Annotated in this window: 12 protein-coding genes; 8 read left to right on the top strand and 4 right to left on the bottom strand. The window is 70.4% G+C overall.

Translation table 11 applies throughout. From position 1 onward, the window contains the following. Positions 1 to 185: 185 nt before the first annotated feature. The 8 genes from E1292_RS45845 (at position 186) to E1292_RS45880 (ending at position 9,189) form a co-directional block, all read left to right on the top strand. Entirely contained in the window at positions 186 to 1,508 is a 1,323-nt protein-coding gene (locus E1292_RS45845) for a hypothetical protein (protein WP_165975094.1), read from the top strand. A 604-nt stretch (positions 1,509 to 2,112) separates the two neighbouring features. Further along, on the top strand, positions 2,113 to 3,048 hold the full coding sequence (locus tag E1292_RS45850) for a GNAT family N-acetyltransferase (protein ID WP_132606080.1): 936 nt from the start codon (positions 2,113 to 2,115) through the stop codon (positions 3,046 to 3,048). After that, the gene (locus E1292_RS45855) at positions 3,045 to 3,755 is read left to right on the top strand and encodes a PIG-L deacetylase family protein (protein WP_132606081.1); all 711 of its coding nucleotides are present in this window, start codon (positions 3,045 to 3,047) and stop codon (positions 3,753 to 3,755) included. Before E1292_RS45850 ends, E1292_RS45855 begins: the two co-directional genes overlap by 4 nt. Positions 3,756 to 3,766: 11 nt before the next feature. Beyond that, complete coding sequence (locus E1292_RS45860; RefSeq protein WP_165975095.1) at positions 3,767 to 5,374, top strand: ABC transporter substrate-binding protein; 1,608 nt, start codon at positions 3,767 to 3,769, stop codon at positions 5,372 to 5,374. Then, entirely contained in the window at positions 5,371 to 6,351 is a 981-nt protein-coding gene (locus E1292_RS45865; protein ID WP_132606083.1) for an ABC transporter permease, read from the top strand. The genes E1292_RS45860 and E1292_RS45865 overlap by 4 nt, the downstream gene beginning before the upstream one ends. Then, complete coding sequence (locus E1292_RS45870) at positions 6,348 to 7,181, top strand: ABC transporter permease (RefSeq protein WP_132606084.1); 834 nt, start codon at positions 6,348 to 6,350, stop codon at positions 7,179 to 7,181. Before E1292_RS45865 ends, E1292_RS45870 begins: the two co-directional genes overlap by 4 nt. Further along, positions 7,178 to 8,197 carry an ABC transporter ATP-binding protein gene (locus E1292_RS45875; RefSeq protein WP_132606085.1) on the top strand — a complete coding sequence of 340 codons (1,020 nt, stop codon included), beginning with the start codon at positions 7,178 to 7,180 and terminating at the stop codon, positions 8,195 to 8,197. The genes E1292_RS45870 and E1292_RS45875 overlap by 4 nt, the downstream gene beginning before the upstream one ends. After that, positions 8,194 to 9,189 (top strand): ABC transporter ATP-binding protein, encoded by a 996-nt coding sequence (locus E1292_RS45880; protein ID WP_132606086.1) that lies wholly within the window; start codon positions 8,194 to 8,196, stop codon positions 9,187 to 9,189. Before E1292_RS45875 ends, E1292_RS45880 begins: the two co-directional genes overlap by 4 nt. Positions 9,190 to 9,207: 18 nt before the next feature. Here the strand turns inward: E1292_RS45880 and E1292_RS45885 are convergent, their stop codons facing one another. From E1292_RS45885 to E1292_RS45900, 4 genes are all read right to left on the bottom strand, one after another. Then, positions 9,208 to 9,540 (bottom strand): hypothetical protein, encoded by a 333-nt coding sequence (locus tag E1292_RS45885; protein ID WP_132606087.1) that lies wholly within the window; start codon positions 9,538 to 9,540, stop codon positions 9,208 to 9,210. A gap of 104 nt (positions 9,541 to 9,644) precedes the next feature. Further along, positions 9,645 to 10,067 carry a hypothetical protein gene (locus E1292_RS52410; protein WP_181958406.1) on the bottom strand — a complete coding sequence of 141 codons (423 nt, stop codon included), beginning with the start codon at positions 10,065 to 10,067 and terminating at the stop codon, positions 9,645 to 9,647. A gap of 8 nt (positions 10,068 to 10,075) precedes the next feature. Beyond that, positions 10,076 to 11,911 (bottom strand): Na+/H+ antiporter NhaA, encoded by a 1,836-nt coding sequence (nhaA, locus tag E1292_RS45895; protein ID WP_132606088.1) that lies wholly within the window; start codon positions 11,909 to 11,911, stop codon positions 10,076 to 10,078. 106 nt (positions 11,912 to 12,017) lie between these two features. Beyond that, positions 12,018 to 12,701 carry a GAP family protein gene (locus E1292_RS45900; RefSeq protein ID WP_132606089.1) on the bottom strand — a complete coding sequence of 228 codons (684 nt, stop codon included), beginning with the start codon at positions 12,699 to 12,701 and terminating at the stop codon, positions 12,018 to 12,020. Positions 12,702 to 12,786 lie beyond the last annotated feature (85 nt).

Genomic DNA, 12,786 nt, shown 5'->3' on the forward strand with positions numbered 1-12,786 from the left:
GGGGGTGGCGGGGCGGTCCTGGGTGGCATGCCGGTCCTGGAGGGCATGCCGGTCCTGGAGGGCATGGAGGGCCCGGTGGTCCTGGAGGGCCTTATGGTCCCGGAGGGCCGGGTGGTCCTCGAGGGCGGTGGCAGCCGCCGCGGCGTGGTGGCGGCGGGAAGGGACCGCTGATCGCCATCGTCGCCGTGCTCGCCGTCGTCCTGATCGGCGGGGCGGCCGGAGGGTGGCTGCTCCTCCAGCAGTTCGGCGACGGACCCGGACCGCCAACGGACTATTCCGGCAAGCGGCCAAGGCTGGTGCGGACACCCTCGGCGACGCCGGCCGCCGAGGTGGTGAAACTGCGGCCGATCACCGGGGCGCAGCTGTGTGACGCCATCTCCGACGCCTTCCGCAAGGACCTCGTCACCGACGGCAAGTACGGCGGGAAGGACGCGTCCACGGGGGCCGCCACGGAAACGGACAAGCAGGCGAGCTGCGAGTGGCGCAACAACAAGATGGACGTCGGCGCCGGCGTCATCGGCCATCGCAGCCTGAGCATCTCCGTCCGGGCCAGGAGCACCGAGAGCCAGAACGCGCTCGAGTACGCCAAGGACCAGTTCGAGCAGGACAGGAAGACCCACGAGCGGCGGGTCAACGTCCGGGACGGGCAGCGGATCGACGGGAGGAGCTCGGGTTCGGCGTTCGGGGAGACCACCAAGCTGGCGTACGGCGACGCGTCGTACAGTCAGAGCTCGATCGGGCACAGCGGCCTCTCGGCCGAGGTGTACGTCCGGGAGGGGCCGTGGCTGATCAAGGTGAAGTACGGCGGCAGCAACCGGACCGGCCGGAAATACCCGTCGGGTGACGAGGTACGCGCCGCGGCCGGCAAGGTCGCCGAGCGCGTCACCGCGGAGATGGCCAAGGACGCCTCCAAGGTCGACGCCAGCGGGCCGTGCGCGATCCTGTCCACCGAGGACGTCGAGGAGGCGTTCTTCCCCACCGTCACCGGGCCGTCCGTGGGCGAGAACGACGGCCGCATCAAGCAGACCACCTGCGCCTGGAAGATCGTGGAGGCGGTGAAGCACGAGCCGGGGCAGGAGTACACCTCCCGGGGCGGTGAACTGCACATCCACGTCGTCGACTGGCAGGACGGCGGCGGCAGCGGGTCGGGGTTCCAGTTCGATCGTGATGCCAGGAAGTACGACCGCTACCGCGCCAAGGGCGGCATCGGCGACACGGTCAGCCACACCACGTACGGGCCCCGCGAGGAGCTCTCAGGGCTCGGCGAGAAGGCGTTCGCCGTGGTGTCCACGACGACCAAGCCGGGCGAGGAGGACGCGGAGCCGAGGCAGGAGATCCTGGTCGAGGTCCTGACCGGCGAGCGCACGGTCGAGTTCACCTTCAGGGGCACGACGGCCGGCGGCGGCATCGTCGAGGCCGACGGTTACCAGGAGCCGGTCTTCGAGTCCGACGCCGCCAGATCGGCCGTGACGCGACTGGCCAGGACGTTTCTCGCGGGGCTGAAATAGCCGGCGGCGCGGAGGGAGCACGCGTCGTGGACCGGCTGCCGGGGTGCCCGTTCGCGGGCGCGCGGGGCTGATCGCGGGATCTGAAGCCCGCCGGCGGACAGGGGGTTGCCCGTCCGGCGGAGGAGCGTGCTGGAGGGGCGCCGCCCTTCCAGCACGCACTCCTCACAGCGCGCCTGGGCCACCGTGCGGCCGTGCGGGAGGCGGGCGCGAGCGCGCGTCGTCGGGCCGGCGCGGCCCCCAGGAGGGCGGTGCGCACGCCGGCGCCGCCACGCGCAGCACCAGGGACGCCGGAGAGCGCGGCGAGGCGGGTCCCGAGGCTCGGGCCCTCGGACGCACGCAGGCGGCCGAGGTCGATGCGGCACTCGCGCAGGCCTGCTCGTCCACGGGCGCGTCCGCGACCTGCTCAGGGAATCCGGCAGCCAGGCTCCCGGGTCCGGCGCGGGCGGGACACCTGGGGCGGATGCGCAACCATCCATAGATACCGCACGCGAAACTAATTTTCCACATTTACTGCCAGATGGAAAATTTCTTCCTACATTGCTTGACCTGGGCGGTTAACACTGGGAAAGCTGTGGCGGGACAGCAGCAGCGTGAAAGGACCCCCATGGTGACTGTCCGCGCGTTCGCGCCCGGCGACGAGCGCCCCCTGGTGGACGCCTGGAACCAGAGCATGCCAGGAGATCCCACCACCTCCGGATGGTTGCGCGACTGCGTGCTGCTCGACCCGAACTTCGACCCCGAGGGTCTGCGGGTGGCCGTGGTGGACGGGCGGGTGGCGGGCTGCGCGTACGCCGTCCGCAGGCTGACGCCCCTGGCCCCTGGCACCGATCTGGAGCCGGAGACCGGCTGGATCCCGTTCTTCTTCGTCACGCCCGAGCACCGCGGCGGCGGGCTGGGGCGGCGGCTGGTGGGGGAGGCGCTGGCGTTCCTGGAGGGCGTCGGCCGGACGAGGGTGGATTTTTCGTCCTATACGCCGAACTACGTGCTGCCGGGCGCCGACCCTGAGCTCTACCCCGCAGGCTTCCGGCTGCTGGAGGCGCTGGGCTTCCGTACGTTGTACTCGCCGGTCGCGATGGACCGCACGCTCGTCGGCTACGTGACCCCGGACGACGTGCACGAGCTGCGCGCCAGGCGCGAGAGCGAGGGGTACGTCTTCCGCAGCCCCACCGAGGGCGAGCTGCCGGAGCTGATCCGGTTCGCGGCCGACGCCTTCAACCCCGACTGGGGTGAGGCGATCCGCCACCACCGCGACCCCGAACGCATTGTCATCGCGAAAAAAGACGACATCGTGGGCTTCGCCCTCTACGCGGCCTACCGCGGCATCCCCGAGCGGTTCGGTCCCTTCGGCGTCGATCCGGGGCAACGAGGCACCGGCCTCGGCAAGATCCTGCTCCATCTCACCATGACGATGATGCGGGCCGAAGGGCTCCACTCGTCGTGGTTCCTGTGGACCGGCGAGACCAGCCCCGCCGGCCACCTCTACACCAAGGCCGGTTACGAGATCACCAGGCGGTTCCACGTGATGAGGCGAGAAGCATGACGCACGTCCTGGCCATCGGCGCCCACGCGGGCGACCTCGACCTGACCGCGGGCGCCGTGCTCGCCCAGCACGTCCTGCGCGGCGACCGCGCGACGCTGCTGCACCTGACGCTCGGCGAGCGCGGCCATCCCCGCATGTCCGTGGCCGACTACGCCAAGCAGAAGCGCGAGGAGGCCGAGACGTTCGCCGAGCGGATCGGCGCCGGCGTGCGCTTCCTCGACTACGAGGACGGCCTGCTGCCCGAGGACGACGAGGTCAAGATGCGCGTCGGCGACCAGATCAGAGAGCTGCGGCCGGACGTCATCCTGACCCATTGGTCCGCGTCCATCCATAAGGATCACGCTCGTACCCATCGCATCGTCGAGGACGCCCGCTTCTACGGCGGGCTGAAGACCCTCGAACGCGAGCGGCCCGCCTACTGGGCCGCCGAGCTCTACTACGCCGACAACTGGGAGGACGCCGAGGGTTACGCCCCCGACGTGTTCGTCGAACTGGGCGAGGAGGCGTACGAGATCTGGTCGCAGGCCATCACCGGCTACGCCTACGCCAGGGGCGAGACCTACGGCTTCCCCTACGTCGACTACTACCGCGCGCTGACCGTCGTGCGCGGTGCACCAGCCGGATTCGGCCGCGCGCAGGCGTTCGCCGCCCCGAAGGGTTCGCGCGTCCTCCGGACGAAGTATTTCGGAAAGGCAGCCCCCCAATGATCAGGCCCCCTGTGAAACGTCTGCTGGCGGTGCTCGCCGCCCTCGCCCTCGCCGGCTGTTCCGGCGGCGGCACCGGCGGGAGCGGCGGAGGTGAGAAAGCCCCGCCGCTGATCATCCACGCCGTGGACGCGGGCACGTTCCAGGAGGACTTCAACCCGTACCACCTCGAAGGCGTGAACTTCGGGACGAGCGGGATGATCCACGAGACCCTCATGTACTTCAACAAGCTCATGCCCGGCGAGATCACGCCGTGGCTGGCGCTGAAGCACGAGTGGTCTGACAAGGGCAAGTCGGTCACGTTCACCCTTCGACAGGGCGTGAAGTGGTCCGACGGGAAGCCGTTCACCGCCGACGACGTCGCCTACACGTTCCAGATGCTCAAGGACAACCCGGAGCTCAACAGGAACGCGCTGGAGATCACCGGCACCGAGGCGCTGGCGCCGGACAAGGTGCGGATCGACTTCGAGAACACGTCGTACGCCAAGCTGTTCAACATCGCCGGCAACTCGCCGATCGTGCCCAAGCACCTGTGGGAGAAGCAGAAGGACCCGGTCACCTTCACCAACCCCAAGCCGGTCGGCACCGGCCCCTACACGCTGTCGAAGTTCTCGGCCCAGCTGTACGAGATGGTCAAGAACCCGTCCTACTGGCAGCCGGGCAAGCCCGAGGTGCCGGTGCTGCGCTTCCCCGCGTACACCGCCAACGCCGTCCAGACGGCGCTCCAGCAGGGCGAGGTCGACTGGGCGGGCGCGTTCGTGCCGGACATCCAGAAGATCTACGTGCAGGGCAAGCCGGAACAGAACAAGTTCTTCTTCCCGCCCGAGGGCGTGGTGACGCTGCTGCCCAACCTGACCCATCCGATCCTGTCCAAGCCGGAGGTGCGCCAGGCCATCAGCCTCGCCGTCGACCGCGACAAGATCGTCCGGGTGGCCGAGCGCGGCTACACCAAGGTCGCGCATCCGACCGGCGTGCCGATGCCGGGCGGGGAGGCGTACGTGCCGCCCGAGTACAAGGACGCCGCGTTCAAGGTGGACCTGGCCAAGGCCAAGGAGCTGCTGAAGGGCATCGATCCGGCCAAGCTGAAGTTCACGCTGCTGGTGCCCTCGCCGTTCACCGACTGGGTCAACGCCGCCCAGCTCATCCGCGAGGACCTGGCCAAGGTCGGCATCACCGTCGACACCAGGGGCGTGGCGTTCCAGGACTGGGTGTCCAAGGTCGGCAAGGGCAACTACGAGCTGTCGATCAGGGCCACCGCGGCCGGGCCGACCCCCTACTACCAGATGCGCTCGATGCTCTTCGGCGGCCTGGCCGAGCCCGTCGGCGAGTCCGCGACCGGCAACTACCAGCGCTGGAAGGACGCCGAGACCGACCGGCTGATCGAGGAGTACGCCGCCACCGAGGACGAGGCCGAGCAGCAGAAGGCCACGCAGGGGCTCGGCAAGATCATGGTGGAGAAGCTGCCCACGCTGCCGCTGTTCTACAGCCCGTCCTGGGCGCAGTACCGCACCAACAAGTACGTCGGCTGGCCGTCCGAGCAGGACCCGTACGCGATGCCGTCGCCCTACACCTCGCCCGACGCGGCCGTGGTGCTGCTGCATCTGAAGCCGGCCGCCAAGTGAGGTTCCTGGCCCGGCGGCTCGGCTTCTACCTCCTGACGGCCTGGGCCGCCATCACGCTCAACTTCCTGATCCCCCGGCTCATGCCGGGGGATCCGGTGGAACTGCTGGTGGCCAGGATGAAGGGCAACGTCGAACCGGAGGCCATCGACGCGATGCGGCGCGCGTTCGGCATCAGCGACGCGAGCCTCTGGCAGCAGTACCTCGACTACCTCGGCAACCTCGCGCGCGGCGAGCTGGGCCGCTCGATCACCTTCTTCCCCACCGAGGTGTCCACGGTCATCGCCGACAGCCTGCCGTGGACGGTCGCGCTCGTCGGCGTGGCCACCCTGATCAGCTACCTCATCGGGACCTCGCTGGGCGTGCTCATGGCGTGGAAGCGCGGCACCTGGCTCGACGGGGTGCTGCCCGCGGCCACGTTCATGCACGCGGTCCCGTACTTCTGGGTGGCGCTGGCGCTGGTGTTCGTCTTCGGCGTGACCCTGCAGTGGTTCCCCGTGTCGAGAGCGTACGGGCTGGACGTGATGCCCGGCATGACCGGCGAGTTCGCGGCGAGCGTGCTCTACCACGCGGCGCTGCCCGCCATCACGATCGTGATCGCGTCGATGGCCGACCGCATCCTCGGCATGCGCAACGTCATGGTGACCACGCTGGGCGAGGACTACGTGGTCATGGCCGAGGCGAAGGGGCTCACCTCGCGGCGGGTCATGTGGGCGTACGCGGCCCGCAACGCGATCCTGCCCAACATCACCAGCTTCGCCCTCTCGCTCGGCTTCGTGGTGGGCGGGTCGGTGCTGACGGAGATCGTGTTCTCGTACCCGGGGATCGGGTCGATGCTCCTCAAGGGCGTGGAGAACGAGGACTTCCCGCTCATGCAGGGCATCTTCCTCGTCATCTCACTGGCCGTGCTCGTCGCCAACTTCCTGGCCGACCTGGCGTACGTCGTGCTCGACCCGCGAACCAGGCAGGAGTCCGAATGAAGATCAAGATCGGCTTCGGCATCCTCGTCTTCTTCGCGCTGATGGCCCTGGTCGGCCCGCTGCTCATCGGCGCCGACCCCGCCGCCACCAGCGAGGACGGGCTCCAGGGCCCGTCGGCCGAGCACTGGCTCGGCACCACGCAGACCGGCCAGGACATCCTCACCCAGATCGTGTACGGGGCCCGCATCTCGATGGGCGTCGGCGTGTTGTCGGCCGTCATCGCCAACCTGCTCGCGATCCTGGTCGGCCTCGTCGGCGGCTATTTCGGCGGCGCGGTGGACGAGGTGCTCTCCGTGCTCACCAACATCTTCCTGGTGCTGCCCGCCCTCCCGCTGATCATCGTGCTGGCCGGCTACCTGCCGCAGCGTGGTGTCGGCTCCGTGGCGGTGGTGATCGCGGTCACCGGCTGGGCGTGGGGCGCCCGCGTGCTGCGCGCCCAGACCCTCTCGGTACGGCGGCGCGACTTCGTCCAGGCGGCCAGGGCCAGCGGCGAGGGGCCGCTGCGGATCATCTTCTTCGAGATCATGCCCGTGCTGCTGCCCGTCATCGCCACCAGCTTCCTGGCCACCGTGGTCGCCGCGATCCTGGCCGAGGCCGGGCTGTCGTTCCTCGGCCTGGCCGACCTGTCCACGGTCAGCTGGGGCAGCATGCTCTACTTCGCCCAGAACGGGCAGGCGCTGCTCATCGGGGCATGGTGGTGGTTCATCCCGCCGGGGTTGTGCATCGCGCTCATCGGCACCGGCCTCGCGCTCGTGAACTTCGGCATCGACGAGATCGCCAACCCCCGCCTGCGCACGGTCAAGGTCAAGGTCCGGAAGGCCCGTACATGAACGTCCTGGAGATCCGCGACCTCGGCGTCGACTACCTGTCACAGACCGGCGCCGTGCACGCCGTCGCCGACGTCTCGCTCGACCTGCGGCGGGGCGAGATCCTCGGCCTCGCGGGGGAGAGCGGCAGCGGCAAGTCCACGCTGGCCAACGCCGTCGCCCGGCTGCTGCGCCCGCCCGCCGCGATCACCTCAGGCTCGGTGGTCTACCACCGCCAGGACGGCACCGCCGTCGACGTGCTCGCCCTCAAGCGGGACGAGCTGCGCGCCTTCCGCTGGAAGGAACTGGCCGTCGTCTTCCAGAGCGCCATGAACTCGCTCAACCCGGTCAGCACCGTCGGCGCCCAGATCGACGACGTGCTGCGCATCCACGCCCCCAAGATGTCCCGCAAGGACCGGGCGGAGCGGGCCGTCGAACTGCTGCAGCGCGTCGGCATCAGCGCCGACCGGCGGCGGTCGTACCCGCACGAGCTGTCGGGCGGCATGCGGCAGCGCGCCGCCATCGCGATCGCGCTCGCCCTCAACCCCGAGGTCATCATCATGGACGAGCCGACGACGGCGCTCGACGTGGTGGTGCAGCGCGACATCCTCCACGAGATCAGGGCGCTCAGGGAGGAGTACGGCTTCGCGGTCGTGTTCATCACGCACGACCTGTCGCTGCTCATGGAGATCTCCGACAGGATCGCCATCATGTACGCGGGCCGCGTCGTCGAGACCGGCACCGCCGAGGCGCTGCACAGGACGCCTCGGCACCCGTACACGCTGGGCCTGCTCCGCTCGTTCCCCCGCCTGCACGGGCCCCGCGAGGAGCTGCTCGGCATCCCCGGCACCCCACCCGACCTGCGTTCGTTGCCGCCGGGTTGCGCCTTCCACCCGCGCTGCGGGCGGGCCATGGAGGAGTGCTCCACGCGGCTGCCCCTGCTGACGCGCGGCGCGGACGGCGCGGACGGCGCGGACGGCTCGGACGGCGAGGTGGCGTGCCTGCTGAACGGCGGCCGCGGTGTGGAGGAAGCATCATGATCGTTCTTGAGGGGCGGAACCTCACCAAGCACTTCACCTCGGCCCGTGGCCCTCGGGGGCGGCTGGGGAGGCGGCCGCCCGTGCGTGCCGTGGAGGACGTGTCGATCGCCCTGCGCGCCGGCTCGGTGTCGGCGCTCGTGGGGGAGAGCGGCTGCGGCAAGAGCACGGTGGCCAGGCTGCTCGCGCAGGTCTATCCGGCCACGTCGGGCGACCTGCTGCTGCGCGGCGAGCCGGTGCGCGCGCATCGCGGGGCGGCGTTCCGCGACTACCGGCGCCAGGTGCAGCTCATCTTCCAGGACCCGTTCTCCTCGCTGAACCCCTTCCACCGGGTGCGCTACCACCTGGCCAGGCCGCTGCGCATCCACGGGCACGCCCGCTCGGACGAGCAGGAGCGCACGATGGTGGCCGAACTGCTCGAACGCGTCAGCCTCACGCCGGTGGAGCAGTTCATGGACAAGCTGCCCCACGAGCTGTCCGGCGGGCAGCGGCAGCGGGTGGCGATCGCGCGGGCGCTGGCCGTCCAGCCGGTCGCGCTGATCGCCGACGAGCCCGTGTCGATGCTGGACGTGTCGATCAGGCTCGGGGTTCTGCGGCTGCTGGAGGAGCTGGCCAAGGAGAGCGGGCTGGCGCTGCTGTACATCACGCACGACATCGCCAGCGCGCGCTACTTCGCCGAGGACATCACGGTGATGTACGCGGGCCGGCTCATCGAGAGCGGGCCCAGCGAGGCGCTCACCCAGTCGCCCCGGCACCCGTACACGCGGCTGCTGCTGGAGTCGGCGCCCGACCCCGACCGGGTGACCCCGCCCGACGCGACCCGGCACGGCGAGCCGCCCAGCCTCATCGCCCCGCCCGGCGGGTGCCGCTTCCATCCGCGCTGCACGGTGGCGCTGCCGGTGTGCTCGAGCGAGGCGCCGGGACGTACGGAACTGGGGGAGGGCCGCTGGACGCACTGCTGGCAGGCGGAGACGCCGGACCCGGTGGCGCGGTGACGGACCGCGTCACGGACCTCACGCGCTCGTGAGGACGGTCTCCGCCTGGAGGGCCCGCGGCTGGGCGTCGGCGTTGCCCCGCACCCACAACACCGCCGCCACGGCCACCGCCCCGATCAGCAGCACCAGCCCGCCGGCCACGATCACCCACCACCACCCGGATCTCGGCGGCCTGGACTCGTAGACGGGCACGTCGGGCAGCATGTCCGGCGTGTAGGGCAGGCGCTGCGTGTAAGGCGACTCCGGCGGGCCCTGCCCTGGCGGGGCGGGCGGCGGGGAAGGGTGAGGGAACCGGTGCCTGATCGTCCGGTTGGGATCAGGTTCCTGCCGGTCGGGCTGCTCTCGCGTCATGATCCCCCCACGCACGTGTGAGTTACGCCCACATTGTCACACTTGGGGGGATATCCCGTCTCTACGACACGACGGAAGCCCGCGCGACAGGGCGCCGGCGGCCGCTAGCCCTGGCCGCCGTAGGGCGGCTGCTGCCAGCCCTGCTGCGGCGGCTGCTGGGGCTGCTGCTGGGGGTACGGCTGCTGCCAGCCCTGCGCCTGGCCGGGCTGCGGGTAGTGCGGGGACTGCGGCTGCTGCGGGTCGCGCCGGGCGATCACGCCCGCGATCAGCAGGCCCGTGCCGGTCGCGTTGAAGATCATTCCGATGGCGCTGATGAGCATGGCGGCGCCGCCCGCACCCAGGGCGTCGTACAACTGGGGGGCGATGAATCCGAGGACGACGTTGATCAGCACTCCCACGAGCAGGACGGCGCAACCCGCCATGCCCAGCGTCGCACCGCGCCCATGGGCCCGCCGGTTCACCGCCGTCACGATGACGCCGCCCACCAGCACGACGATCATGACGAGGGGGAAGATGATGGTGATCACATTGAGCATTAGGTCATCTCCGGAGGTTGCGGGATCTCCTCGACGGTAGTGGATCGGCGGGCCTCGTCCACCGCCTTGCTGATGGAGCCGAGATCCAGGGCGCCTTGATAGCGCACGCCGTTGAGGAAGAGGGTGGGGGTGCCGCGCACGCCGCTGTCCCGGCCGGAGCCTTCGTCGGCGGCGATCCTGGCGGTGTGGCGGGGCACGTCGGTCCACGGCCGCACGTCGAGCTGGGCGGCGTAGTGCTCGAGGTCGGCGTCGGTGAGGAAGCGCTGGTTGTCGAAGAGGATGTCGTGCATCTCCCAGAACCGGCCCGCGTCGTGCGCGGACTCGGCCACGACCGCCGCCGGGGCGGCCCGCGGATGCAGCGTGCGCAGCGGGAAGTGCCGGAACACCACCCGCACGTCCGGGTTCTTCCGGCGCAGCTCCTCCAGCACCGGGTGGAGCCGGCCGCAGTAGGGGCACTCGAAGTCGCCGTACTCCACGATCGTCACGCCGGCCTTCGCCGGCCCGCGCACGTGGTCGCCGGGCCCGACGGGTACGGAGAGCAGCTCAGGCAGCTCCTCCTCGGGCTCCGCGTCGGGCGGCGCGCACACCCCGCCGCGGTCCCACGCCAGCTTGAAGATCAACCACCCCATGACCGCGGACAGCAGCGACCCCGCCAGGATCCCGATCTTCGCCTGGGACTGGATGCCCGGGTGGTCGTCGAACGCCAGGTCCACGATGAACAGGGAGACGGTGAAGCCGATCCCGGAGACCGCCGCGCCGCCGAACAACTGCCCCCAGACCAGGTTGCCCGGCAGGATGCCCCATCCGAACCGCAGCGGCACCCACGTGCCCAGCGAGATGCCGACGAACTTGCCCAGCAGCAGCCCCAGCGTCACACCGATCGACACGGGCGAGGTGACGGCGGCCCGCAGGGCCTCGCCGTCCAGCACCACCCCGGCGTTGGCCAGCGCGAAGACCGGCACGATCACGTACGAGCTCCACGGCTGCAGCCGCAGCCGCAGGCGCTCGTTGACGGAGACGGCCCGCTGCACCCGCAGCATGGCCTCCCTGGCGGCCCGGGCGCTCGGTGAGCTGGTGAACGACTGCACGGCCTCGCCGGCGAGCAGCAGCTTCTGGTCGGTGGGCGCGTAGACGAAGACCAGGACCCCCAGCGCGATGCCAACCAGCGTGGGATGGATCCCGCTCTCCAGCGTGGCCACCCAGAGCCCGAAGCCCAGCACGATGTAGGCGGGCGCCCGCCAGATCTTCAGCTTCCGCAGGGTCAGGATGGCGGCGAGCAGCCCGAACGCGGTGAGGAGCGCGGGAACGGACAGGCTGTCCGTGTAGAACAGCGCGATGACCAGGATCGCCAGCACGTCGTCGACGATGGCCAGCGTCATCAGGAACGCCCGCAGCGGATCGGGGCAGCGGGCCCCCACGACGGCGAGCACGCCCAGCACGAACGCGGTGTCGGTGGCGATCGGCACGCCCCAGCCGACGGCACCGGGCCCGCCGAAGTTCAGCAGGAGGTAGATCCCGGCCGGTACGAGGATCCCGCCCAACGCCGCCACGGCCGGCACGGCGAGGAGCCGGCGGTCGCGCAGCTGCCCGAGCCGCACCTCGTACGACACCTCGAGGCCGATGAGGAAGAAGAAGACCGCCATCAGGCCGTCGTTGACCCAGTGGCGCAGGTCGAGGGAGAACAGCGCGTCATTGAAGGAGATGCCTGTCGGTATGTGCCAGAAGGCCTCGTACGTGTCGCCCCACGGCGAGTTCGCCCACAGCAGGGCGAGCACGGTGGCGCCGAGCAGCACGGTCGTGCTGCCCGCTTCCGTCCTCAGAAACGCCCGCAACATGACAGATCACCCCCAGGTGTTCGATCCTAAAGGTGCCTGGAGAACCGCCTTCGAGCTGCCCGGCCAGGACCCGGCCGGCGGGGCTGTCCGGCCCGCGCGGCCGGGGTCACCGGAAGAACAGGAACACCGCCGCGTCCCGCGCCAGCAGGAAACCCACGATCGCCAGCCCCCAGCTCAGGGCCGAGGCCGCATGTTTGGTCAGCCACGCCCGTAGCCGCTCCAGCTTGGGCTCCAGCCACGCACCCGCGACGCCGCGCACCCCCATGAGCACCAGCGGCGGCATGATCATCACCATTACGTACGCCGCCAGCAACGGCCCCCACTGCCCGGTCGCCAGCCCTGAGGTCGTCATGATGCCGATCGCGGCCAGGTACGGCACCATCGTGGCCACTTCGAGCACTCCGGCCGTCAGCCCCAGCAGCACCATCGTGCGCGGCCCGCCCACCCGCGGCTCGAACCGGCGCTCCGGCTTGCCGAGCTTCGCGCGCCGCTTCGGGTCGAACCTGAAGCTGAGCGCGAACAACCCGACGCCCAGCGCGAGCTGCACCCAGTAGGCGGGGCCGCTGCGCAGCACGTCGCCGAAGGTGTCCATCGCCGTGGACAGCCCCAGCATGAGCGCGACCCCGACCAGGAAATAGAAGGCCGCCACGGTGGCCAGATAGATCAGCAGCCGCGACACCCGCGACCGGTCCGAGGCGAGCAGCAGGTAGACGGGGATGCCGAGGGTGCCGAAGCTGGTGCTGTCGATGACCGCGAGGGCGGCGAGGGTGAGCAGCAGGCCGATCGTCATACCGTCGATCCTCGCGGGCGCCGCCGGGGGCCGCCTCCTCCGGCGGAGCGAAGCCGGCGTACATCCTTCTGCTCATCCGCCCGCC

This window comes from Nonomuraea deserti (assembly GCF_004348685.1).
GTDB lineage: Bacteria > Actinomycetota > Actinomycetes > Streptosporangiales > Streptosporangiaceae > Nonomuraea > Nonomuraea deserti.

Excerpts from the sequence above, each read along its gene's own strand:
- E1292_RS45850 (WP_132606080.1), top strand. The coding sequence starts at position 2,113 with ATGGTGACTGTCCGCGCGTTCGCGCCCGGCGACGAGCGCCCCCTGGTG.
- E1292_RS45855 (WP_132606081.1), top strand. The coding sequence starts at position 3,045 with ATGACGCACGTCCTGGCCATCGGCGCCCACGCGGGCGACCTCGACCTG.
- E1292_RS45870 (WP_132606084.1), top strand. The coding sequence starts at position 6,348 with ATGAAGATCAAGATCGGCTTCGGCATCCTCGTCTTCTTCGCGCTGATG.
- E1292_RS45875 (WP_132606085.1), top strand. The coding sequence starts at position 7,178 with ATGAACGTCCTGGAGATCCGCGACCTCGGCGTCGACTACCTGTCACAG.
- E1292_RS45880 (WP_132606086.1), top strand. The coding sequence starts at position 8,194 with ATGATCGTTCTTGAGGGGCGGAACCTCACCAAGCACTTCACCTCGGCC.
- E1292_RS45885 (WP_132606087.1), bottom strand. The coding sequence starts at position 9,540 with ATGACGCGAGAGCAGCCCGACCGGCAGGAACCTGATCCCAACCGGACG.
- nhaA (WP_132606088.1), bottom strand. The coding sequence starts at position 11,911 with ATGTTGCGGGCGTTTCTGAGGACGGAAGCGGGCAGCACGACCGTGCTG.
- E1292_RS45900 (WP_132606089.1), bottom strand. The coding sequence starts at position 12,701 with ATGACGATCGGCCTGCTGCTCACCCTCGCCGCCCTCGCGGTCATCGAC.